26 protein-coding genes and 1 tRNA gene are annotated in these 22,505 nt (G+C 74.9%); 18 read left to right on the forward strand and 9 right to left on the reverse strand.

Annotated elements, in window-relative coordinates; translation table 11 throughout:
- Positions 1-11 precede the first annotated feature (11 nt).
- Positions 12-1,148 carry an AI-2E family transporter gene (locus AES38_RS13220; RefSeq protein ID WP_053775357.1) on the reverse strand — a complete coding sequence of 379 codons (1,137 nt, stop codon included), beginning with the start codon at positions 1,146-1,148 and terminating at the stop codon, positions 12-14.
- 221 nt (positions 1,149-1,369) lie between these two features.
- Here AES38_RS13220 and AES38_RS13225 point away from each other — a divergent pair, with 221 nt between their 5' ends.
- From AES38_RS13225 to AES38_RS13240, 4 genes are read left to right on the forward strand one after another with little or no spacing between them, the layout of a single operon-like run.
- Positions 1,370-2,500, forward strand: a complete 1,131-nt coding sequence (locus tag AES38_RS13225; protein ID WP_081001904.1) for a FecCD family ABC transporter permease — start codon at positions 1,370-1,372, stop codon at positions 2,498-2,500.
- Positions 2,501-2,545: 45 nt separating this feature from the next.
- Positions 2,546-3,568 (forward strand): ABC transporter substrate-binding protein, encoded by a 1,023-nt coding sequence (locus AES38_RS13230; protein ID WP_053775358.1) that lies wholly within the window; start codon positions 2,546-2,548, stop codon positions 3,566-3,568.
- Complete coding sequence (locus tag AES38_RS13235; protein ID WP_053775359.1) at positions 3,565-4,374, forward strand: ABC transporter ATP-binding protein; 810 nt, start codon at positions 3,565-3,567, stop codon at positions 4,372-4,374. The genes AES38_RS13230 and AES38_RS13235 overlap by 4 nt, the downstream gene beginning before the upstream one ends.
- Entirely contained in the window at positions 4,371-5,204 is an 834-nt protein-coding gene (locus tag AES38_RS13240) for a class I SAM-dependent methyltransferase (RefSeq protein ID WP_053775360.1), read from the forward strand. Before AES38_RS13235 ends, AES38_RS13240 begins: the two co-directional genes overlap by 4 nt.
- Here the strand turns inward: AES38_RS13240 and AES38_RS13245 are convergent.
- Entirely contained in the window at positions 5,159-5,896 is a 738-nt protein-coding gene (locus tag AES38_RS13245) for an ABC transporter ATP-binding protein (protein WP_053775361.1), read from the reverse strand. The genes AES38_RS13240 and AES38_RS13245 overlap by 46 nt on opposite strands.
- Entirely contained in the window at positions 5,893-6,978 is a 1,086-nt protein-coding gene (locus tag AES38_RS13250) for an ABC transporter permease (protein ID WP_053775362.1), read from the reverse strand. Before AES38_RS13250 ends, AES38_RS13245 begins: the two co-directional genes overlap by 4 nt.
- Positions 6,979-7,126: 148 nt before the next feature.
- Between AES38_RS13250 and AES38_RS13255 the strand changes: the two genes are divergently transcribed.
- Together AES38_RS13255 and AES38_RS13260 are read left to right on the forward strand one after the other, a co-directional pair.
- Complete coding sequence (locus AES38_RS13255) at positions 7,127-8,308, forward strand: sensor histidine kinase (protein ID WP_053775363.1); 1,182 nt, start codon at positions 7,127-7,129, stop codon at positions 8,306-8,308.
- Entirely contained in the window at positions 8,305-8,925 is a 621-nt protein-coding gene (locus AES38_RS13260) for a response regulator (protein ID WP_053775364.1), read from the forward strand. Before AES38_RS13255 ends, AES38_RS13260 begins: the two co-directional genes overlap by 4 nt.
- 97 nt (positions 8,926-9,022) lie before the next feature.
- On the opposite strand, the gene AES38_RS13265 is transcribed toward AES38_RS13260, so the two are convergent.
- Both AES38_RS13265 and AES38_RS13270 read right to left on the reverse strand, forming a co-directional pair.
- Positions 9,023-9,112, reverse strand: a tRNA-Ser gene (locus tag AES38_RS13265).
- Between the two features lie 56 nt (positions 9,113-9,168).
- Positions 9,169-9,750, reverse strand: coding sequence for a hypothetical protein (locus AES38_RS13270; RefSeq protein ID WP_053775365.1), 582 nt, complete (start codon positions 9,748-9,750; stop codon positions 9,169-9,171).
- A gap of 166 nt (positions 9,751-9,916) precedes the next feature.
- Between AES38_RS13270 and AES38_RS13275 the strand changes: the two genes are divergently transcribed.
- On the forward strand, positions 9,917-10,558 hold the full coding sequence (locus AES38_RS13275; RefSeq protein WP_053775366.1) for an HAD family hydrolase: 642 nt from the start codon (positions 9,917-9,919) through the stop codon (positions 10,556-10,558).
- Positions 10,559-10,566: 8 nt separating this feature from the next.
- On the opposite strand, the gene AES38_RS13280 is transcribed toward AES38_RS13275, so the two are convergent.
- Together AES38_RS13280 and AES38_RS13285 are read right to left on the reverse strand one after the other, a co-directional pair.
- On the reverse strand, positions 10,567-11,295 hold the full coding sequence (locus tag AES38_RS13280; protein WP_053775367.1) for a GAF and ANTAR domain-containing protein: 729 nt from the start codon (positions 11,293-11,295) through the stop codon (positions 10,567-10,569).
- Positions 11,296-11,324: 29 nt separating this feature from the next.
- On the reverse strand, positions 11,325-12,008 hold the full coding sequence (locus tag AES38_RS13285; protein WP_072174650.1) for a GAF and ANTAR domain-containing protein: 684 nt from the start codon (positions 12,006-12,008) through the stop codon (positions 11,325-11,327).
- A 185-nt stretch (positions 12,009-12,193) separates the two neighbouring features.
- Here AES38_RS13285 and AES38_RS13290 point away from each other — a divergent pair, with 185 nt between their 5' ends.
- Positions 12,194-12,916 (forward strand): NADPH-dependent F420 reductase, encoded by a 723-nt coding sequence (locus AES38_RS13290; protein WP_053775368.1) that lies wholly within the window; start codon positions 12,194-12,196, stop codon positions 12,914-12,916.
- A gap of 3 nt (positions 12,917-12,919) precedes the next feature.
- On the opposite strand, the gene AES38_RS13295 is transcribed toward AES38_RS13290, so the two are convergent.
- Complete coding sequence (locus tag AES38_RS13295; RefSeq protein ID WP_053775369.1) at positions 12,920-13,465, reverse strand: hypothetical protein; 546 nt, start codon at positions 13,463-13,465, stop codon at positions 12,920-12,922.
- Positions 13,466-13,529: 64 nt separating this feature from the next.
- Here AES38_RS13295 and AES38_RS13300 point away from each other — a divergent pair, with 64 nt between their 5' ends.
- From AES38_RS13300 to AES38_RS13315, 4 genes are all read left to right on the forward strand, one after another.
- Complete coding sequence (locus AES38_RS13300; RefSeq protein ID WP_072174651.1) at positions 13,530-14,120, forward strand: TetR/AcrR family transcriptional regulator; 591 nt, start codon at positions 13,530-13,532, stop codon at positions 14,118-14,120.
- Between the two features lie 74 nt (positions 14,121-14,194).
- Entirely contained in the window at positions 14,195-14,995 is an 801-nt protein-coding gene (locus AES38_RS13305; protein WP_053775370.1) for a sulfite exporter TauE/SafE family protein, read from the forward strand.
- 77 nt (positions 14,996-15,072) lie between these two features.
- Positions 15,073-15,342, forward strand: a complete 270-nt coding sequence (locus AES38_RS13310; protein ID WP_053775371.1) for a helix-turn-helix domain-containing protein — start codon at positions 15,073-15,075, stop codon at positions 15,340-15,342.
- Positions 15,335-16,657: a HipA domain-containing protein gene (locus AES38_RS13315; protein WP_053775372.1), complete on the forward strand. Its 1,323-nt coding sequence runs from the start codon at positions 15,335-15,337 to the stop codon at positions 16,655-16,657. The genes AES38_RS13310 and AES38_RS13315 overlap by 8 nt, the downstream gene beginning before the upstream one ends.
- 58 nt (positions 16,658-16,715) lie before the next feature.
- On the opposite strand, the gene AES38_RS13320 is transcribed toward AES38_RS13315, so the two are convergent.
- Positions 16,716-16,946 (reverse strand): hypothetical protein, encoded by a 231-nt coding sequence (locus AES38_RS13320; RefSeq protein WP_053775373.1) that lies wholly within the window; start codon positions 16,944-16,946, stop codon positions 16,716-16,718.
- 134 nt (positions 16,947-17,080) lie between these two features.
- Here AES38_RS13320 and AES38_RS13325 point away from each other — a divergent pair, with 134 nt between their 5' ends.
- The 6 genes from AES38_RS13325 to kdpC all read left to right on the forward strand — a co-directional run bounded on the left by AES38_RS13325 (position 17,081) and on the right by kdpC (position 22,493).
- Positions 17,081-17,605: a putative immunity protein gene (locus AES38_RS13325; protein WP_053775374.1), complete on the forward strand. Its 525-nt coding sequence runs from the start codon at positions 17,081-17,083 to the stop codon at positions 17,603-17,605.
- A gap of 141 nt (positions 17,606-17,746) precedes the next feature.
- A complete protein-coding gene (locus tag AES38_RS15675; RefSeq protein ID WP_242431032.1) occupies positions 17,747-17,890 on the forward strand; it encodes a hypothetical protein in 144 nt (47 codons plus the stop codon).
- A complete protein-coding gene (gene kdpF, locus AES38_RS13330; protein WP_043668301.1) occupies positions 17,887-17,991 on the forward strand; it encodes a K(+)-transporting ATPase subunit F in 105 nt (34 codons plus the stop codon). Before AES38_RS15675 ends, kdpF begins: the two co-directional genes overlap by 4 nt.
- On the forward strand, positions 17,991-19,667 hold the full coding sequence (kdpA, locus tag AES38_RS13335) for a potassium-transporting ATPase subunit KdpA (RefSeq protein ID WP_053775375.1): 1,677 nt from the start codon (positions 17,991-17,993) through the stop codon (positions 19,665-19,667). The genes kdpF and kdpA overlap by 1 nt, the downstream gene beginning before the upstream one ends.
- A complete protein-coding gene (gene kdpB, locus AES38_RS13340) occupies positions 19,664-21,832 on the forward strand; it encodes a potassium-transporting ATPase subunit KdpB (RefSeq protein ID WP_053775376.1) in 2,169 nt (722 codons plus the stop codon). Before kdpA ends, kdpB begins: the two co-directional genes overlap by 4 nt.
- A gap of 52 nt (positions 21,833-21,884) precedes the next feature.
- Positions 21,885-22,493: a potassium-transporting ATPase subunit KdpC gene (gene kdpC / locus AES38_RS13345; RefSeq protein ID WP_053775377.1), complete on the forward strand. Its 609-nt coding sequence runs from the start codon at positions 21,885-21,887 to the stop codon at positions 22,491-22,493.
- The last annotated feature ends 12 nt before the right edge of the window (positions 22,494-22,505 follow it).

Consider the following 22,505-nt stretch of genomic DNA (forward strand, 5'->3'; position numbering starts at 1 on the left):
TCCCTCCGATCCTACGGCGGGGTGCTGGCCTTCCAGCTGCCGCCCGCGATGTACCGCACCATCACGTTGAGGGTGGCGACGAAGGGCACCGCGAACAGGGCGCCCGCGACGCCGCCGACGTACGAGCCGGCCGCCACGGCGAGCACGACCGCGAGCGGGTGCACGTGCACGGCCCCGCCCATCACGAGCGGCTGCAGCACGTGCGACTCGAGCAGGTGCACGCCGATGACGGCGACCAGCATGATGACGGCCTGCAGCGGCCCCACGAACACCAGCGCGATGACGACCGCGAACGCACCCGACACGATGGCGCCCACGACCGGGATGAAGGACGCGAGGAACACGACGACCGCGATGGGGATGGCGAGCGGCAGGCCGAGGAGCCACGCGGCGATGCCGATGCCGACGGCGTTGCCCGCCGCGACGAAGATCTGCACACGCGTGAACGCGGAGAGCGTGCCCCAGCCGGCGCGGCCCGCGCCGTCGATCGCCGGGCGCGCGCGCCGCGGGAAGACCCGGACGACGAACCGCCAGATGCCGCGCCCGTCGATGAGCACGATGACGATGGTGAAGAACGCGAGCAGCGCGCCCGTGACGAGGTGGCCGACGCCGAGCCCCGCGTCGAGCGCGCCGGTGAGCAGGGCCTCCCGGCTGTTCTCGAGCGCCTTGCCCGCCGAGGCGAGCAGCGCGTCGTAGTCGGCCGGCACCACGTTGAAGGGCGGCTGCGCGAGGAGGTCGCGCACGTCCTCGAAGCGCGCCATGGCCTCGCGCTGCAGGGTGGGGATGCCCGTGCGGATCTGCGTGACGACCAGCAGCAGGAGCCCCGCGATGACGACGGCGGTGCCGAGCAGGGTCGAGGTGATGGCGATCCACGCGGGCCACCTGCGCCTCCGCAGCGCTCCCACGAGCGGCTCCAGCAGCGCGCAGATGAGGAGGCCGATGAGGAACGGGATGACCACCTCCTTGACCGCGACGAGGATCCACACGAATGCGGCCACCGCGATGCCGATGACCACCAGGCGCCACGCCCACTCGGACGCGAGCAGGACCCCGGGGGTGACGCCGCGCGCGGCTGCGCGGTCGGCGTGCGGGGTGGCGTCGGCGGGCGGCGCGGGGGTTCCCGGCGAGGGCTCGACGTCGTGGGACATGGCGGTGCTCCGATCTCGATGCGCGAGGAGGACGGTCCCTCGATGCGAGGTGGGCCCGGCGCCCATCATGGCCGGGCCCGACGGACGCGCGGGCGACGGCGCCTGATGCGTGTGCATGAGGATCCTCCGCGTCGCTGTGGGGGATCCGTGCGGCATCCCCCAGGCGTCGGCGGATCGGCAGGGCTATGTGAGAATGATTCTCGACAACAGGAGGACGCCCGATGGATCCGCTCGTCGAGCACCCCGACACCCCCGCGCCGGTCGCGCCCGTCGCGCCCGCCCCGGCCCTCGGCTCCCCGGCCGCCGCCGTCACCGCGGTCCTCCGTCGCGCCCGTCGCCGCGGCCGCACCACCGTCGGCGTGCTGGCGCTCCTCCTCGCGCTGGTCGTCGTCGCCGCGCTCGCGATCGGCCCCGTGCCGCTGCCGCCGGCGACCGTCGCGGGGATCCTCGGCGAGCGCCTGCTCGGCATGCCGCGCGGCGACTGGACCGACTCCGCCGCGCAGATCGTCATCGGCACCCGGGCTCCGCGCGTCGCGATGGCCGTCGTCGCGGGCGCCGTGCTCGCGGCGGCCGGCGCGCTCCTCCAGGCGCTCGTGCGCAACGCCCTCGCGGATCCGTACCTCCTCGGCCTCAACTCCGGCGCGTCCACGGGCGTGGCCTTCGTCGTGCTCGTCGCGGGCGGCGGCAGCGCGCTCCTCTTCTCCGGCGCCGCGCTCGCGGGCGCGATCGGCGCGGTGCTGCTCGTGACCCTGCTCGCGGGCGCCGCCGACCGCCGCGGCCCGCTGCGCCTGGTGCTCGCCGGGCTCGCCGTCGGCTACGCGCTGAACGCGGCGACGAGCTTCCTCGTGTTCTCGAGCGACTCGCCCGAGGCCGCGCGGTCCGTGCTGTTCTGGCTGCTCGGATCCCTCGCCAGCGTGCAGCCGCTGGCGCTCGCGGGCGCGGCGGTCGCGGCGGCGGTCGGGCTCACGGCGCTGATCATCGTCGCGCCGCTCGTGGACGCGCTCGCCTCGGGCGACGACTCCGCGCGCTCCGCGGGCCTCGACCCCGAGCGCGCGCGGATCGGCCTCATGGTGGGCGTCTCGGCCATGGTCGGCGTGATCGTCGCGGGCGTCGGCGGCGTCGGGTTCGTCGGCCTCGTGGTGCCGCACCTCGCGCGACGGCTCGTCGGCGGGCGTCACCGGCTCGTGCTCCCGGCCGCCGCCCCGCTCGGCGCGATGCTGCTCGTCGGCGCCGACACGGTCGCGCGCACGGCGCTCGCGCCGCAGGAGATCCCGGTGGGCGTCGTCACCGGGATCCTCGGCGCGCCCTTCCTCCTCGTCCTCCTCCGCCGCGGCGGGATCCGCGCGGCCTGAGCCGCCGATCCGCCGCACCCCTCCCACCCCGAACCAGGAAGCCCCATGACCCGATCCCCCGCGCTCCCGCGCCCGCTCCGCCGCCCGCTCGCCGCGCTCGCCTCCGCCGCCCTCCTCGTCGGGCTCGCCGCCTGCGCGCCCGCGACCGCCACCGCTCCCGGTGCCGCGGATCCGACCGCCGGCTCCTCCTTCCCGCTCACGATCACCAACTGCGGCTCGTCCGTGACGCTCCCGGCGCCGCCGGAGCGGATCGTGCTGGTGAACGCCGACGAGATCCCGAACCTGGAGGCGCTCGGCGCGGTCGACCGCGTCGTCGCGCTCACCGGCGCGCTCCAGCCCGACCTCTACGACCCGGCCACGTACGACGCGCTCGCGAAGGCCGACGTGCTGTCGACCGAGACGAACGCGACCGGCGGATCCGTGGTGTCGCAGGAGAGCCTCATCGGCATGCGGCCCGACCTCGTGATCGCGCCCGAGAAGGCCGTCGACCGCGCCGCCCTCGCGGCCAGCGGCATCCCGCTCTACACGCCGAGCGCGTACTGCGCCGATCCCGCCCCCGAGCTGCGCGCGACCGCCACCTTCGACCGCGTCTGGGACGAGCTGCGCTCCCTCGGCGCGGTGCTCGGTGCGGGCGACCGGGCGGAGCAGGCGATCGCCGACGCCCAGGCGGGGCTCGGCTCGCCCGTCTCCGACGCGGGGACGGCCGCCGCGCTCTACGTCTCCTCCGGAGGCAGCGTGCTCTCCCCCTACGGCGGCCCGAGCATGGTGACGCCGGTCTTCGAGGCGGCCGGCCTCCGCAACGTCTACGCCGACTCCGACCAGCGCGTGTTCGACGCCAACGTGGAGGACATCGTCGCCCGGGATCCGCGCACCGTCGTGCTGCTCTACTCCAGCGGCTCGGCGGAGGACGCGGTGGCCGCGTTCCGCGGCGCGCCGGGCGTCTCCGGGCTCTCGGCCGTGCGCGACGGCCGCGTGGTGGCGCTGCGGTTCCCGTTCACGGATCCGCCGAGCATGCTCTCCGTGAAGGGCCCGGCCGAGCTCGCCGGGCTGCTCGCCGCGCTGCCGTGATCCGCGCCGAGGCCGTGCGCGTGGTCGCGGGCGGGCGCGTCCTGCTCGACGACGTGTCGTTCGAGGCGCCGACCGGATCCGTGACCGGCGTCGTCGGCCCGAACGGCGGCGGCAAGACCACGCTGCTGCGGGCGCTCGTGCGCGCGGTGCCGCTCGCGGGCGGGCGCGTGACCATCGACGGCCAGGACGTGCGCACGCGCTCCCGCCGCTGGATCGCCCGGCGGGTCGCCGAGGTCGGCCAGCGGCAGGATCCCGACGAGTCGCTCACCGTGGCCGACGAGGTCGCGCTCGGCGGGCTCGCCGAGCACGGCGTGCTGCGGGCGGGCGGATCCGGCCGGGACGCCCGCGTCGCCGACGCGCTGGGGACCGTCGGCCTCGCGCACCTCGCCGGCGACCGGCTCGCGACGCTCTCGGGCGGCGAGCTCCAGCGCGTCGCCCTCGCCCGGGCGCTCGCCCAGGGCGCCGGCCACGTGCTGCTCGACGAGCCCACCAACCACCTCGACATCCGGCACCGGCTCGAGGTCGTGGGGCTGATGCGGCGCATCGCCCCGACCGTGGTCGTGGTGCTGCACGACCTCGAGGCGGCCGCCGCCAGCTGCGACCACGTCGTCGTGCTCGACCGCGGCCCCGTGGCCGGCGCCGGAGCCCCGCGCGACGTGCTCCGCCCCGAGCTGCTCGACCGGGTCTACGGCGTGCGCACCACCGTGGTCCCGGGCGCCGACGGGCACCCCCACCTCCGCTTCGCCCTCCCCGCGCCGGGCGACCCGCTCGGCGCGCCCATCCCCCTCGAGAGGAACCGCCCATGACCGACACCCTCCCCGCCGCCCCCGCGCTCGGATCCGCCGACGCCGCCGCCCTCGCGGACGCCCGCTCCCTCGCCGCCCGCTGGGACGCGCAGCAGACCGGCTACATCCGCCACCGCGCCGAGCGGTTCGCGACCATCGCGCGCGTCGTGCGGCACGTGGCCGCGGGATCCGCCGAGCCGCGGATCCTCGACCTGGCCGGCGGCACCGGATCCCTCGCGCTCGAGGTGCTCGCCGCCGTCCCGGGCGCCACCGCCGTCGTCGCCGACAAGGACCCGGCGCTGCTCGCCATCGCGGCCGACCTCGCGCTCGGCGAGCCGCGGCTCGAGATCGCGGAGGTGGACCTCGCGCACGCCGGCTGGGCGGATCACCCGCTCATCGCCCGGGGCGGCTTCGACGCCGTCGTCTCCTCCACGGCCCTGCACTGGCTGCAGCCGGCCGCGCTCGTCGACGTGTACCGCGCGCTGCCGGCGCTCGTGCGCCCCGGCGGGATCGTGCTGGACGGGGACCACCTCTCCTACGACGCGCACCAGGAGGGCACGCTCGCGCGCATCGCCCTCGCGGACGACCGGGAGGTGCAGGACGCGGCGTTCGCGTCCGGCGGCGTCGACACCTGGGACGCGTGGTGGCAGGCCGTCGCCGACACCCCGCGCTACGCCGACGCGCTCGCCCGGCGCGACGAGGTCTGGGGCGAGGAGCTCCACGTCGCGCCCCCGAAGGTCACGCTCGGCTTCCACCTGGAGGCGCTCCGCAGCGCGGGCTTCCGGGAGACGGGCACGCTGTGGCGCTACCTCGACGACGTGGTGCTGTACGCGGTGCGCGGGAACGGCTGAGCCGGCTCCTCCTCGTCGACGCGCGTGATCCGCCCGTCCACCACCGTGACGAGCCGGTCGAGCGCATCGCGGTGCACGAGGTCATGGGTCACGAGCAGGGTCGCCGTGCTCTGCTCGTGGCTGAGCTGGGCGATGAGGTCCATGATCTCCGCGCCGCGCTCCTGGTCGAGCGCGCTCGTGGGCTCGTCGACGAGGAGCACGGACGGGGCGTGCACGAGCGCGCGGGCGATGGCGACGCGCTGGCGCTGCCCGCCGGAGAGCTGCGCGGGGCGCTTGCCCGCGTGGGCGGCGAGGCCGACCGCGTCGAGGAGCTCGTCGGCGCGGACGCGGACGGCGCGACGCCGCGCGGATCCACCGCCGCCGAGCTCCGCCATCACGAGCAGCTGCTCGCGGGCGGTGAGCGACGGCACGAGGTTCGACTGCTGGAACACGATGCCGATGCTCTCCCGCCGCAGCGCCGCCGCCTCCTTCCGCCCGAGGGTCGCGGCGTCGACGTCGCCGACGAGCACGCGCCCGGAGTCGGGGCGGATCAGCGTGGCCGCGACCGCGAGGATCGAGGACTTGCCGGAGCCCGACGGCCCTGTGATGCCGGTGACGACCCCCGCGGGCGCCGTGAGGGTGACGTGGTCGACCGCGGTGAGGCGGGAGTCCCCGTCGGGGAAGGTGAGGGTGACGTCGTCGAGGTGGATCATCGGTTGCTCCCGAGTGCGGTGAGGGGGTCGGCGTGGGTGACGGTGCGGAGCGCGACGGCGGCGCCGGCGAGCCCCAGGACGGCCATGACGGCCGCCGGGAGGACGGTGGTGAGCGGGCTGAGCAGGAACGGGATGGTGCCGCTCGCGAGGGCGCCGAGGCCGGCGACCACGGCGATCCCGACGCCGATCCCGAGCACCAGCACCACGAGCGCCTGCCCGAGCGCGTCGCGGATGAGGGACGCGTCGGAGGCGCCGAGGGCCTTGAGCACGGCGATGTCGCCCGCGCGCTGCATGGTCCAGACCGTGAAGAAGGCGCCGACCACGAGCGCGGAGACGCCGAAGAGCATCGCGATCATGAGCCCGAGCGACCCGACCTCGGACTTGAACGTCTCGAGCGCGCCGAGGCTGGTGAGCGCCGGGGAGGCGGAGGTGCCGGTGGCGGTCGCGGCGGCGTCCCAGTCGGGGGATCCGGAGACGGCGAGCACGGTCGCGTCGCCGTGGCCGCCGAGCCGCTGGTCGGCCGCGGCCCAGGCGGCTGGGGTCAGCGCGACGACGGGCGTGTGGCTGTAGGAGGCGTCGCCGCCGATCGACGCGACGCGGTAGTCGGTGCCGGCGATCGCGATCCGGTCGCCGACGGCCGCGTGCAGCGAGCGGGCGGCAGCCGAGGACAGGCCCACCGCGTCGTCCGCGTCGGGGGCGAGGTCGGTCACGGTCGACGCCGGGGCGCCGTGCGGGACCCCGAACAGCGCGACCGCGACCGCGGATGCCGCGTCGCCGTCGGCCGTCGCCCGGCCCTGGACTATGCCGACCGGCGTGACCGCCGTGACGCCGGCGGTGCCCCGCCAGGCGGCGACCGTCGCGTCGTCGAGCGACGACCGCGCGAACGACGGCTGGCCCGCATCCGGCTGCGCGAGCACGAGCCGGTCGCCGGGGAGCCCGAGGACGGCGGAGACGTCCTGCTCCGCGAGCCCGCCGGTGAGCCCGGCGAGGAACCCCACGAGCAGGGTGATGAGGGCGACGACCGCGCCGATGAGCGCGAACCGGCCCCGGGCGAATCGGAGGTCTCGACGGGCGACGAACACGTTGGGTCCTTCCGGCGCCGGGACCCTCCCTGACGCCGGGACGAGCCTCGCCGCCCGGGCGCGCGGGTCCATCGGGGAGGAGTACGGTCCCTCGATCGAACTTCCGGTTGATCCGCTCACCGCCCTGCGCCCGTAGCCTTCAGGGGCCATGGCCGCCCACAGCACCCTCACCCCCGTCTTCGTGGGGCTCCGCACGGGGTTGCACGTGCTCTCCGCGTCGCTGCTCACGCTCGTCGTGGTGCGCGTGCTCGTCGTCGAGGGCCCGCGGATGCCGACCGCGCTCGCGCTCTCCGCTGCCTTCGCGGCCGTCTACCTCCTCGGCGCGCGCGTGCCGGCCGCCCGTCCGTCGCGGAGGGCCGCCGCCGGCGCCGCGTGGATCACCGCGCTCACCGCCGCGTGGCTGGCGCTCCTCGTGCTGGTGCCGGACGCGGCGTACCTCGTCTTCCCCCTCTTCTTCCTCTACCTGCACGTGCTGCCGCGGGTCGTCGGGCCGGTCGCGGTGGTCGTCGCGACGCTCGTGGCCGTCGTGGCGCTGGGGCTGCACGGCGGGTTCACGGTCGGCGGCGTGATCGGGCCGCTCGTCGGCGCGGGCGTCGCGCTCCTCATCGGGCTCGGCTACCGGGCGCTCGCGCGGGAGTCGGCCGAGCGGGAGGCGCTCGTCGCCGAGCTGATCGCGACGCGCGACCTGCTCGCCGCGACCGAGCGCGAGCAGGGGGTGCTGACGGAGCGCGCGCGGCTCGCGCGGGAGATCCACGACACGGTCGCGCAGGGGCTCACGAGCATCCAGATGCTGCTGCACGCGGCCGAGGCGGCGGACGGCGACCGGCCGGGCCTCGAGCACATCCGCCTGGCCCGCAGCACGGCGGCCGACGGCCTGGCCGACGCGCGCCGCTTCATCCGGGAGCTGGCGCCGCCGTCGCTCGACGCCGGCCTCGGCGCCGCGCTCGGGCGCCTGGCCGCGCAGTGGCGCCGGGAGGGGCTCCGGATCGACGTGACGGTGCCGCCGCTCGACCGGCCGCTGCCGATGGCCGTGCAGACCGCGCTGCTCCGGATCGCCCAGGGCGCCGTGGCGAACGTCGCGCAGCACGCGGACGCGAGCGTCGTCGAGATCGGCGTCGCGGTCACGGCCGCGCACGCGACGCTCACCGTGCGCGACGACGGCGCGGGCTTCGACCCGGCGCGCGTGGGCGACGACGCCGGCACGACCGACTCGTTCGGGCTCCGCGCCATGGCGCAGCGGGTGGACCAGCTCGGCGGCCGCCTCGTCGTGGACAGCGCGCCCGGCCGGGGCACCACCATCACCGCGATCCTGGAGGTCGACCCGTCGTGATCCGCATCGTCATCGCCGACGACCACCCCGTCGTCCGCGCGGGCCTCCGCGCCGTGCTCGACGTGGCCGGCGACATCGACGTGGTCGGGGAGGCTTCGACCCCCGACGAGGCCGTCGCGCTCGCCGCCTCCCTCGACCCGGACCTCGTGCTCATGGACCTGCAGTTCGGGCAGGAGCGCACGGGCGCGGACGCGACCCGGCAGATCCGGCAGGCGGAGGCGGCGCCCTACGTGCTGGTGCTCACCAACTACGACAGCGACGGCGACATCCTCGGCGCGGTCGAGGCCGGCGCGAGCGGCTACCTGCTCAAGGACGCGCCGCCGGCGGAGCTGCTCGCGGCCGTGCGCGCGGCGGCGGCCGGCGAGAGCGCCCTCGCGCCCGCGGTCGCGAGCCGACTCCTGGCCCGGATGCGCGCGCCACGCGTCAGCCTGTCCGCCCGCGAGATCGAGGTGCTCCGGCTCGTCGCCGACGGCGCCTCCAACACGGAGGTGGGCGCGCGCCTGCACATCACCGACGCGACCGTGAAGTCGCACCTCGTGCACGTCTTCTCGAAGCTCGGCGTGAGCTCGCGGACGGCCGCGGTGGCGGAGGCGCGGGGGTTGGGGATCCTGCGCTGAGGGCGCCCCGACGCCGGGCGGACGACGAAGGGCCCCGGTCTCCCGGGGCCCTTCGCGCGGATCGGGCTGCTCGCGAGGCGAGCCGCCGGGATCCATCTGGCGGTGGCGGTGGGATTTGAACCCACGGTGGAGTCTCCCCCACACACGCTTTCGAGGCGTGCTCCTTAGGCCGCTCGGACACGCCACCGGGATCGAGTGTAGTACAGGCCCGGCACCCGATCGCACGGCCCGGGCGGCGGCGGATCAGCGCGCGGAGGCCAGCGCGCGCACCGTCACGGGCGCCTCGACGCGCACCGGGACCGTCGCGAGGCGGGCCGCGCGCGGGGCTACGACGGGTGCCGACGCGTCGACCAGGCGGATCCCCCGCACCTCGACGACGGCCGGGACGGGCACCGCGAGGAGGTCGCCGGCCGCGACGTCGGCGGGCAGCCGCACGGACGCGCCGCCGACCGTCGCGGGGCGCGCGGCGGCGGTGGACGCGCGGCCGATCAGCCGCAGCTCCGACCACGTGCAGGCGAGGCCCGCGATGTCGGCGTCGAGGAGGAGGGCGCGCGGGGCGTCGTCGGTCGCGGGCGCGACGGCGAGGATGCGCAGGACGACCGCCGAGGCCGACGCCGTCCGCGACGCGCGGCCGCTGCTGCCGCGCTCCACCGCCGGGCCGGTGACGACGCCGGGCGTGCCGCGCTCGGCGGCGAGCGCGACGAGGGAGACGTCGCCGACCCGCAGGTCGGTCGTGGTGGCGACGGTGCCCGCGGGCCAGAGGGCGGCGGCGAGCGGATCCGGGATGCTGCGGCGGAGCGACGGGAGGATCGCGGTGAGGGTCATGGCTGCAGGTCTACCGCCGCGCAGGGCGGCGGGGAGCGGCCCTCACGGAAGCCGTGCGCCGGGCGCGGCGACCCTCACGGGATCCGCACGGCGCGGGACGACGCGCGCCCCGGCCCGCGAGCGGCCATGCTCGAGGGGACCCGTCCGCCCGTCCCGAAGGAGACCCGTGCCCGAGAACCGCGACCCCGCCCTCCCCTGGCTCCTCTTCGACATCGGCGGGGTGCTCATCACCCGGCCGGACGACATCGGCGCGATCAGCCGCGCCCTCGATCCCGACGCCCCCGGCGGCGAGGACGCCGAGGAGCGCGTCCGCGAGGCGTTCGACGCGCACCGTGAGCCGTACGACCGCGGCGGCAGCGCGCGGGAGTTCTGGGACGCCGTCGCCCGCGATCTCGGCCTGCCCGCGCCCGGCGAGGACGACCTGGCGGAGCTCGTCGCGATCGAGCGCCGCCGCTGGGCATCGCCCGACGACGAGACGCTCGCTGCCCTGGACCGCGCCGTCGCCGCCGGGTACCCGCTCGCGATCCTCTCCAACGCGCCGCACGAGCTCGCCGACGTGCTCGAGGATCCCGCGGGCTGGGGCGCGCGCTTCGAGGTGGTGCTCGTCAGCGCGCGGATCGGCATGGCGAAGCCCGACGCGGACGTGTGGCCGCTCGCCGTGGAGCGCCTCGGCAGCCCGGCCGAGCGGATCGTGTTCGTCGACGACAAGCCCGCGAACGTCGACGCCGCCCGCGAGGCCGGCATCCACGCGCACGTCTGGGAGGGCCTCGGCACGCTCGACCGGATCCTCGCCGGCACGCTCTCCTGACGCCGCCGCTAGGCCCGCGGGGCCGCCGTCAGCTTCACGCGGCCCGCGACGATCGCCGCCGCGACCTCCGGCATCGTCGTGCTCGTGCTGCGGGCGTGGTCGCGGATCAGGCGGAACGCCTCGTCCATGTCGACGCCGTGCGTGTGGGCGACGAAGCCCTTGGCCTGCTCGATGACGATGCGGCTGTCGAGCGCGTGCCGGAGCTGGTCGCGCACCATGGTGCTGTCGCGGATGGCGCGCTCCTGCAGGACGCTGATGGTCGCCACGTCGGCGAGCGCCTGCGCCGCGATGGCGTCGGCCTCGTTGAGGGCGCCCTCCTGCTCGCGGAACAGGTTGAGGGATCCGATGACCTGCCCGCGCAGCCGCAGCGGGATCGCGTGCACCGACACGTACCCGGCGCCCGCGGCCTGCGCGGCGAAGGCCGGCCAGCGGTGGCCGATCTCGCGCACGTCCGCGACGGACACCACCTGCCCCGTGGTCACGGCCTCGACGCACGGGCCCTCGCCGACCTCGAGCTGCATGAGCCCGACGAGGCGGCTCTTCTCGCTCGTGGAGGCGACGACCTCGAGGTGCGCGTCGTCCGGCCCGATGATGATGCCGGACGCGCTCGCGTCGAACAGCATCGTGGCGTGGTCGACCAGCGTCTGGAGCAGCTCGAGCACGTCGAAGTCGCTCACGAGCGAGTCGGCGAGGCTCACGAAGGTGTGGACGAGCAGCTCTTCCCGGGTCTCCGGCATCGTCGTGGTCCTCTGGGTAGATCGGGCGGTCAGCGGTCAGGGGTGAAGTCGAGGACGCGGCCCAGGACGTCCTCGGCCACGTCGCGCAGCGGGCGCCCCGTGGCGAAGGCGTGGCCGCGGAGCACGAGGAGCGCGTCCGCCGCGGGGAGCCCCGTCTGCGCGACGACCATGCCGGTGGCCTGGTGCACCTCGCGACGGGAGTAGCGGCCCGCCCACGCCCCATCCTCCTCCTGCGGGCCCTCCGAGGCCAGGAGGGCGCGGCGGAGGACCTGGCGCGCGACGATGCGGGTCAGGGCGGTCGCGTCGGTCACCTCGCGGTCGGAGATGTCGCGCGGGACGCGGGAGTAGAGGTCCACCGCCCCGAGGCTGAGGCCCCCGACGACGAGCGGGAACGCGAAGACCGCGCCGAGGCCGGTCGCGTGCATCGCGTGGCGGGCCAGCGGCCAGGTCGTGGCGCCGGATCCCTGCACGTCGGGCTCGAGCACGGGCCGGCGCGTGGTCATCGCCTCCCAGCACGGGCCCTCGCCGAGGTCGAGCTGGATCTCGTCGAGCCGGGCCGCGCGCTCGTCCGACGCGCAGACGGTCTCGCTGCCGAGCGGATCCCCGAGCGTGGAGACGGCGGCGCCGGTCATGCCGATGGCGGCGACGAGGGGGCCGCACAGGTCGGATCCCGCCGCCGTCGCGTGCTCGAGCGCCTCGGCGGCGTCGGCCACCAGGCCGCGGCTAGGCACGCGCCGCCGCCGCACGAGGGGGGATGACCGTGATCACGAATGCCTCCATTGCCCGTCGGTTCCGCGGCGGGGCGCGGAGCGCGAGGACGGGGTACCGACCGCAGCGCCACACTACCGCCGCCGGCGGCCCGACGAGGGGCGGAGCGGGACCGCGGAGAATGGATCCCATGACGCATCCCGACGACACCTCCGCCCGACCCGACGACGAGCGGACGGAGGCGGCGCGGTCCGTCACCGTCGGGATCCTCGGCGCCGGCAAGGTCGGCACCGTCCTCGCCCGCCGCGCGATCGCCGCCGGGCACCCGGTCCTCATCTCGGGCTCGGGGGATCCGTCGCGCATCTCCCTCATCGTCGACGTGCTCGCGCCCGGCGCCGTCGCCACCACCTCGGCCGACGCGGCGGCCCGCGCCGACGTCGTGATCCTCGCCCTCCCCCTCGGCAAGCTGGCGTCCGTGCCCGTCGCGGAGCTGGGCGGCAAGCTCGTGGTCGACGCCATGAACTACTGGTGGGAGGTCGACGGCCACCGCGACGACCTCGCGCACCCCGCCTCCTCCACGAGCGAGCTCGTGCAGGAGCACCTCCCCGCGTCCACCGTCGTGAAGGCCTTCAACCACATGGGGTACCACGACCTCGACGAGGGTCCCCGGCCCGCGGGCGCCGCCGGCCGCAAGGGCATCGCGGTCGCGGGCGACGACGACGCGGCGCGCGCGACCGTCGCGGCCCTCGTGGACGCGTTCGGCTTCGACCCGGTCGACATCGGCCCGCTCGCCGCCGGCCGCGTGCTCGAGCCCGGCCGCTCGCTCTTCGGCGTGAACATGGACGCGGACGAGGTCCGCCGCCTGGTCGCGCTCGAGACGGCGGATGCGGAGGCCGGCCCCGCCGCGTCCTGACCCTCAGGCGGCGCGGCTCGCGGCCGGCGCCCGGCGCGGCCAGACCGTGTACGAGATCGCCCAGAGCAGGTCGATCGCCGAGATGAGCGCGAGCAGCGCGAAGGTGTCGGTGAGGGGCGCGGTGCGCTCCGCGTCGCCGACCACGAGGATCAGCAGGCCGATGACGGCCGCCGCGATGGCCGACGCGAGCAGGGTGCGCGCGACGCCGCCCCAACAGAGGCGCGTGTACGCGGCCCCGTAGGGCTTCACCGGCGCGGGCCCGTGGGCGAAACGGTGGGCGAAGCGCACGTCGGCCCACCGGATCAGCCGGTGCCCGTACGCGACGGAGAACCCGACGTAGAGCGCCGCGAGCGAGTGCTCCCACGAGGCCTCGGCGCCCGACCGCAGGTGCACGGCCGTCGCGCCGAGGAGCACGAGGTCGAGCAGCGGCGCGCACACGAGCAGGGCGGCGCCGAGGCGCGGCCGTCGGAGCACGTAGCGCACGGCGAGGCCGGAGACGATGGCGACCCAGAAGCCGATCTCGCAGGCGATGATGACGGTCAGGATCACGGCGGGCCTCTTTCTCGTACGGGTGTGCGGAAACACTCTCGCACAGTCGTGCGAAAATGGCGAGGTGCCGAGGAGCCTGGATCACGACGCCCGCGAGACCGCCGTCGGCGAGGCCGCGTGGCGGGTGCTCGTGCGCGACGGGATCACCGCGCTCTCGGTGCGGAACGTCGCCGCCGAGGCCGGGCTCGCCGCGAGCTCGCTCCGCTACACCTTCCCCACGCAGGCGTCGCTGCGGGTCTTCGCGCTCGAGCTCGTCGCGCGGCGGGCCGAGGCGCGGATCCGGGCGCTGCCGCCGGGCGCCACCGTGCGCGCGTCGGTCGAGGAGCGACTCCGGCACCTCCTCCCGCTCGACGCCGAGCGCCGCCTCGAGATGGAGGTCTTCCTGGTGATCGGCACCGTCGCCCTCACCGACCCGGCGCTCCGGCCCGTCTACGACCGCGCGTCGGAGGACCTGCGCGCGGGCTGCGCCGACCTGCTCACGGCGCTCGCCACGGATCCGGCGTACGCGGGCCTCGACGTCGCGGCCGAGACGCCTCGGCTGCACGCGCTCGTCGACGGGCTGGCGCTGCACCTCGTCTACCAGGGGCCGCGGGACCCCACGGGCTGGGCCACCGACGCCCTCGCCCGGCACCTGGACTCGCTCGCCGCCGTCTGACGCGACCGCGGTCCCGCCGCGTGGAAGGCTGGTCGAGCGCGCGCCGCCCGGCCGCCGGTGACGTGAGGACTCGGATGGACATCGGCGGATCCCTCGGCGAGATCACGCTCGAGGTCGCGCTGCTCATGATCCTGGCGGCGCTCGCGGCCGGCTGGATCGACGCCGTGGTGGGCGGCGGCGGACTCCTGCAGCTGCCGGCGCTGCTGCTCGTGCCGGGGATCACGCCGGTGGAGGCGCTCGCGACGAACAAGCTCGCGTCCCTGTTCGGCACCACGACGAGCGCGGTCACCTGGTACCGGCGCACGCACCCGGACCTCCGCACGGCGCTGCCCATGGCCGCGGTGGCGCTGGTCGGCGCGTACGGCGGCGCGAGCCTCGCGGCGCTCCTGCCGGCGTCGGTGTTCAAGCCGCTCGTGGTGGTCGCGCTGATCGTCGTGGCCGTCGTGACGATCGCCCGCCCGCAGCTCGGCGACGTCGCCGCGCTCCGCCACACCGGTCGGAAGCACCACGGGATCGCGGCGCTGCTCGGCGTGGTGATCGGCTTCTACGACGGCCTCATCGGACCCGGCACCGGCACGTTCCTGATCATCGCGCTCATCACCGCGCTCGGCTACGACTTCGTGCTCGCGAGCGCCAAGGCGAAGATCGTGAACGTCGCGACGAACCTCGGCGCGCTCGCCTTCTTCATCCCGCAGGGCCACGTGCTCTGGGCGCTCGCGCTGGGCATGGGCGTCGCGAACATGGTGGGCGGCTACGCGGGATCCCGCATGGCCGTCGCCCGCGGCAGCCGCTTCATCCGCGTCGCGTTCATCGTGGTGGTGGCGGTGCTGATCGTGAAGGTCGGGTCGGACGTGGTGGCGGAGTGGACGGCGTGATCGATCGGTCACCCTTGACGTCGTGATCGATCGATCACATACTCGTACGTGATCGATCGATCACCCGAGGAGACGAGATGGCCAGGACCACGCGCACGCTCGCCGCTGAGCTGCGTCACCGGCGGGAGGAGCGGGGGCTCACCCAGGCCGGCGTCGCCGGGCTCGCGGGGGTGTCGCGGGAGTACGTCGTGCGGCTCGAGAGCGGGAAGCCCGGGTCGGAGATCGGATCGATGATGCGCGTCGTCCGCGCGCTCGGCTGCGAGCTGAGCCTCACCGTCGACCCGCGGGCCGCGGATGCGAGCTCCCCCTCGCCGTTCGACCGGCCGTGGGAGGTCGACGATGAGTGAGGCCCTGAGCGTCTACCTCGACGGTCGCTACGCCGGTCGCTACGAACGGACGACCGCGGGCCGCGTCGGCTTCACCTACGACGCCGCCTATGCCGAGAGGCGCGGAGCGACGCCGCTGTCCATGTCGCTCCCGTTCGGCGCGCGCCTGCCGCCTCGGGCGGTGGACGCCTACTTCTCGGGGCTCATCCCGGAGGGGGCCGACGCGCTGGAGCAGATCCGACGGACGCACGGTCTCCGGACGAGCGCCGACGCGTTCTCCGTCCTCCGCCACATCGGCCGCGACGCCCCGGGGGCCGTGCAGGTCCTGCCCGAGTCGGAGGAGGCGGACGACGACGCCCGCGCGCAGGGCGACGTCACGGAGCTCTCGGCCGAGGAGCTCCGCGGCCTCATGTCCGACCTGGGATCCGGCACCGGCACCACGCCCGCGGCCCTGCAGGGGAGGTGGTCGCTGCCCGGCGCGCAGCGGAAGGCGGCGCTGCACCGGCTGGCCTCGGGCGCCTGGGGGATCCCGCGCGACTCCACCCCCACGACGCACATCCTGAAGCCGGCCATCCCGGGCTTCGCGCATCACGACGTGAACGAGTTCCTGACGATGCGGGCGGCCGCCGCGCTGGGACTCGACGCAGCGCGCACCGATGTGCTCGACCTGGGAGACGACCTGTCCGTGCTGGTGTCGCACCGCTACGACCGGCTCGAGGTCGACGGCCGCTGGCGCCGGCTCCACCAGGAGGACCTCTGCCAGGCGCTCTCCGTCATGCCCGCCCGCAAGTACCAGGACCAGGGCGGTCCGGGGATCGCGCAGGCCGCCGACCTCCTCAGCGAGTTCGAGTACCCCGCGGAGGCCGCAGCCGCTCGATCGCGCTTCTTCGACGCGGTCGTCTTCAACGTGGCGGCGTGGGCGACGGATGCGCATGCCAAGAACTTCTCCGTCATGCTGCGCGGGAACGGCCAGCAGCTCGCACCGCTCTACGACCTCGCCACCTACGCGCCCTACGGCGGAGGGCCGCAGGCCGAGCGTTCCGCGATGAAGGTCGGGGACGAGTACCGGCTGTCGGCCATCGGGCGGCGTCACCTGCAGAAGGCGGCGCGGCGCCTGCAGGTCGACGCGGATCTCGCGGATGCGCGGATCGATCGCATCCGCGATGGGATCACGGCCGCGTACGACGCGGCGGCGGCGGAGCTCGCGGACCATCCGACGCTCGTCGCAGCGGCGCACGGCATCGTGGACGCGGTGCACGTGAAGGCCGTCGAACGCGGGTGGGCGACCGCGAGGACGCGGATCGACCTCAGCGGGCCGGACGACACGTCGACCTGACGCCGGCGCCTCAGCGCACGGGCACGGGGAGGGCGGTGGGCGGTGGGGAGCGGCGGGCTCAGCCCGGCAGGCCGTCGCGGGCGTGCACGCGGTAGCTGGCGTAGTACACGACGGCGAGGGCGCCTAAGGCGACCGCGGCGAGCGCCTGGCAGATCCGTCCCCACACCGGGGCCTCCACGAACGCGACCGCGAGGACGGCGGCGAGCAGGGCGAGCACGCCCCAGAGCACGTCGAGCCGGGCGCAGCGCCTCGCGGGGCCGGGTTGGAGCCAGGGGGATCGGTTCGCCATGCCTCCCACGCTAGGGGTGGTCGGCGGCGCTGCCCGGCCATGATCGCGCCCCAGAAGGAGGCACGGCGACGCTCGCGCTGCGCAGCCCGCCCATGGGAGGGTCGGGGACGACCGGCCGAGCGAGAGGATCCCGCATGCCCATCCTCCCGAAGGACCGCGACCCCGCCCTCATCACCGTCCGCCGCGGCGGCGCCCTGACCGACGACGACCACCGGGCGCTCGCCCTGTGGGCGGTCGCCTGCGCGGAGCACGTGCTGCCGCTGTTCGAGGCGGAGCGGCCCGACGACCCGATCCTGCGCGAGACGTTCGAGGTGGCGCGCGGCTGGGTGCGCGGCGACGTGCCGATGAAGGAGGCGCACCAGCAGTCGTTCCGGGCGAACGCGGCCGGTCGCGGGTCGCCGGATCCGGCCCGCTTCTCCGCGCTCGCCGCCGGGCAGGCCGTGGCGGTCGCGCACGTCGCGGCGCATGACCTCGGCGCCGCGGCCTACGCGATCCGCGCGGCGAGCGCCGCCGCCCCTCCTGCCGAGCGCGACGCCGCACGCGACGCCGAGCGCGCCTGGCAGCGCGAGCGGATCCCGGCGCGCCTCCGCGCCGCCGTCCTCGCCGACCAGCGCGCCCGGTCGAGCATCTGCTGGGGCGTCTTCGACGACCTCGCCTGACTCCCGTCGAGCTGCCCATCCCCGGCTGACGCGCGCCCTGCCGACCCCCGCGTAGGAGTGTCGTGAGGTTCCCCGCGCCGCCGTGAGGGAACCGTATGGATGCGTGAGGACGCCCGATCGCGAGGTGTCTACTCGTCCTCCGTGCCCCCGACGGGCACCCGCGTCCGACCGGCCGCGGCACCCCTCACCGGAGGATCCCCCGTGCTCGACCTCGTGTACATCGCAGGCGCCATCGTCCTGTTCGCCCTCGTCGGCCTCGTCGGCCGGGGGGTGGAGAAGCTGTGATCACCTCGTTCGCCGACGCCGCCGGCCTCGCCGCCGCCGTGCTCGGCATCGCCTCCGTCGTGTACCTCGTGTACGCCCTGATCCGCCCCGAGAGGTTCTGATGGACACGCTCGCCGGGATCCTCCAGGTCGCGTCCGTCGTCCTGGTCCTCGTCCTCGTCCACCGCCCGCTGGGCGACCTCATGGCGCGCATGTACGAGTCGCGCCACGACCTGCGCGTCGAGCGCGGCATCTACCGCCTCATCGGCGTGGATCCCCGCTCCGAGCAGACCTGGCCCGCCTACCTCCGCGCGGTGCTCGCCTTCTCGCTCGTCGGCGTCCTGATCGTCTACGGGATGCAGCGCCTCCAGGCCTTCCTCCCCTACGCGCTCGGCCTCCCCGCCGTGCCCGAGGGCATCTCCTTCAACACGGCCGTCTCGTTCGTCACCAACACGAACTGGCAGTCGTACTCGCCCGAGGCGACCATGGGCTACACGGTCCAGCTCGCCGGCCTCGCGGTGCAGAACTTCGTCTCGGCGGCGGTCGGCATCGCGGTGGCGATCGCGCTCGTCCGCGGCTTCGCCCGCACGCGCAGCGGCACCATCGGCAACCTCTGGGTCGACCTGATCCGCGGGTCGCTCCGCCTGCTCCTCCCCCTCTCGCTCGTCACGGCCGTGGTCCTCATCGCCGGCGGCGTCATCCAGAACTTCGCCGGGTTCCAGGACGTGGCGACCATCACGGGCGGCACGCAGACGATCCCGGGCGGGCCGGTGGCCTCGCAGGAGGCGATCAAGATGCTCGGCACGAACGGCGGCGGGTTCTTCAACGCGAACTCCGCGCACCCGTTCGAGGACCCGACCGCCTGGACCAGCGCGTTCCAGGTGCTCCTGATGCTCGTGATCCCGTTCTCGCTCCCCCGCACGTTCGGGAGGATGGTCGGCGACACCCGCCAGGGCACCGCGATCGCGGCCGTCATGGCGACGATCTTCCTAGCCTCCTTCACCGCCCTCACGCTGTTCGAGCTGAACGGCGCAGGCACGGCCCCGATGGCCGCGGGCGGCGCGATGGAGGGCAAGGAGCAGCGCTTCGGCGTCATCGCCTCGACGCTGTTCGGATCCACCTCCACGCTCACCTCGACCGGTGCGGTCAACTCGATGCACGACTCGTACACGGCGCTCGGCGGCATGATGCCGATGCTCAACATGATGCTCGGCGAGGTCGCCCCCGGCGGCGTCGGATCCGGCCTCTACGGCATGCTCGTGCTGGCCGTCATCTCGGTGTTCGTCGCGGGCCTGCTCGTCGGCCGGACGCCCGAGTACCTCGGCAAGAAGATCGGGCCGCGCGAGATCAAGCTCGCGAGCCTCTACATCCTCGTCACGCCGATCCTCGTGCTCGTCGGCACCGCGCTGAGCTTCGCGATCCCCGCCGTCCGCGAGGACGTCGAGGGCACCTCGATCCTCAACGGCGGGCTGCACGGCCTGTCCGAGGTCGTCTACGCGTTCACCTCGGCGTCCAACAACAACGGATCCGCGTTCGCCGGCCTCACCGCCTCGACGCCGTGGTTCAACACGGCGCTCGGCGTCGCGATGCTGCTCGGCCGGTTCGTGCCGATCGTGCTCGTGCTGGCGCTCGCCGGATCCCTCGCGGCGCAGGACCGCATCCCCACCACCTCGGGGACCCTGCCCACCCACCGGCCGCAGTTCGTCGGCCTCCTCATCGGGGTGACGGTCATCGTGACCGCTCTCACCTACTTCCCCGTTCTCGCGCTGGGTCCCCTGGCGGAAGGGCTGCAGTCATGACCACCATCACCCCCGAGGCCGAGCCGCGCGAGGCGGCATCGCCCGCGTCCGAGGCGAAGCCGTCGCGCGCCCGCGCCATCGACGCGAAGCAGCTCGCCGAGGCGCTCCCCGGCGCCTTCCGGAAGCTCGACCCGCGCCTGATGTGGCGGAACCCCGTGATGCTGATCGTCGAGGTCGGCGCCGCGTTCACCACCGTGCTCGCGATCGCCGAGCCCTTCACGGGCGGATCCGGGTCCTCCGGCGGCAGCGTCGTGCCCGCGACCTTCACGGCCGGGATCGCCCTGTGGCTCTGGCTCACGGTCGTCTTCGCGAACCTCGCGGAGTCGGTGGCCGAGGGCCGCGGCAAGGCGCAGGCCGACAGCCTGCGGAAGACCCGCACGAGCACGATGGCGCACGTCGTCGCGGCATACGACGCGTCCGGCGACCCGGGCGCCCAGCGCGCGGAGCTCCGCGAGGTGTCGAGCGCCGACCTCACGCTCGGCGACATGGTCGTCGTGGTCGCCGGGGAGTCGATCCCGGGCGACGGCGACGTGGTGTGGGGCATCGCCTCCATCGACGAGTCCGCCATCACGGGCGAGTCCGCCCCCGTCGTCCGCGAGTCCGGCGGCGACCGCAGCGCGGTGACCGGCGGCACGCGGGTGCTGAGCGACCGCATCGTCGTGCGCATCACCTCGAAGCCCGGCGAGACCTTCGTCGACCGCATGATCGGCCTCGTCGAGGGCGCGTCGCGCCAGCGCACGCCGAACGAGATCGCGCTGAACATCCTGCTGGCGAGCCTCACGATCGTGTTCGTGATCGTGGCGCTCACGCTCAACCCCATCGCGTCCTACTCGGCGGCGACCGTGAGCGTGCCGGTGCTCATCGCGCTGCTCGTCTGCCTGATCCCCACCACCATCGGCGCGCTGCTCTCGGCCATCGGCATCGCCGGCATGGACCGGCTCGTGCAGCGCAACGTGCTCGCCATGTCGGGCCGCGCGGTCGAGGCCGCCGGCGACGTCACCACGCTGCTGCTCGACAAGACCGGCACCATCACCTACGGCAACCGCCGCGCCAGCGCGCTCGTGGCCGTCGACGGCGTCGGCGCCGAGGAGCTCGCCCGGGCCGCGGCCATGTCCTCGCTCGCGGACCCGACGCCCGAGGGATCCAGCGTCGTCGACCTCGCGGTCGCGCAGGGCCTCGACACCGCGACGCTGCCCCGCGGCGTGGACGTGCCCTTCACCGCGCAGACCCGCATGTCGGGCGTCGACCTGCCCGACGGCACGGTCGTCCGCAAGGGCGCCTCGTCGGCCGTCATCGCGTGGCTCGAGGAGGGCGGCCGGCCGCTGCCGTCGTCCCTGCACGCCGAGCTGACCGAGGTCGTCGAGTCCGTCTCGAACGGCGGCGGCACCCCGCTCGTCGTCGCGACGAAGGACGCGAGCGGCGCCGGCCGCGTGCTCGGCGTCGTGCACCTCAAGGACGTCGTGAAGGACGGCCTGAAGGAGCGCTTCGCGGAGCTGCGGGCGATGGGGATCCGGACGGTGATGATCACGGGCGACAACCCGCTCACCGCCCGCGCCATCGCCGCCGAGGCCGGGGTCGACGACCACCTCGCCGAGGCGACGCCCGAGGACAAGCTCGCGCTCATCCGCAAGGAGCAGGAGGGCGGCCGCCTGGTCGCCATGACCGGCGACGGCACCAACGACGCGCCCGCGCTCGCGCAGGCCGACGTCGGCGTCGCGATGAACACGGGCACGTCGGCCGCGAAGGAGGCCGGCAACATGGTCGACCTCGACTCGGACCCGACGAAGCTCATCGACATCGTGCGGATCGGCAAGCAGCTGCTCATCACCCGCGGCGCGCTCACCACGTTCTCCATCGCGAACGACGTGGCCAAGTACTTCGCGATCATCCCCGCGATGTTCACGGGCGTCTTCCCGCAGCTCGCGGTGCTCAACGTGATGCAGCTGCACTCGCCGGCGTCCGCGATCCTCTCCGCGATCGTCTTCAACGCGCTGATCATCGTGGCGCTCATCCCGCTGGCCCTCCGCGGGGTGAAGTACCGGCCGCTCAGCGCCTCGAAGGTGCTCAGCCGGAACCTGCTGGTCTACGGGGTCGGCGGCGTCATCGCGCCGTTCCTCGGCATCAAGGTCGTCGACCTCGTCGTCAGCCTGATCCCCGGCTTCTGACCCCCACCTCCCCGAACAGCCCCGAGCACGAGAAGCACAGAGAAGGAAGCGCATGTCCTCCCCCCGCCAGTCCCTCCGCACCGCCGGCGTCGCCGTCCGCGCGATGGCCGTCCTCACCGTCGTCCTCGGCGTCGGCTACACGGCCGTCGTCACGGGCATCGGCCAGCTCGCGCTCCCCGCGCAGGCGGACGGCTCGCTCGTCTCCGTCGACGGGAAGGTCGTCGGATCCTCGCTGATCGGCCAGTCCTTCCAGGACTCCGACGGCGCCGCCCTCCCGGAGTGGTTCCAGTCCCGGCCGTCGGCCGCGGGCGACGGCTACGACGCCTCCGCGTCCAGCGGCTCGAACCTCGGCCCCGAGAACGAGGACCTGGTGTCCTCCATCGAGGACCGCAAGGCCGCCATCGCGGAGTCCGACGGCGTGGATCCCGCCGCCATCCCGGCCGACGCGCTCACGGCGTCCGCGTCGGGGCTCGATCCGCACATCAGCCCGGAATACGCTCGACTCCAGGTGGCCCGCGTCGCCGAGGCCCGGGGCATCCCCGAGCAGCGCGTCGCGGACCTCGTCGAGCAGCACGTGCAGGCGCGTGACCTCGGCTACCTCGGGGAGCCGACCGTCAACGTGCTCGAGCTGAACATCGCGCTCGCCGGCCTCGGCGGCTGACGCCCGCACCAC

Origin of the sequence: Clavibacter capsici (assembly GCF_001280205.1) — a bacterium.
Classification (GTDB): Bacteria; Actinomycetota; Actinomycetes; order Actinomycetales; family Microbacteriaceae; genus Clavibacter; species Clavibacter capsici.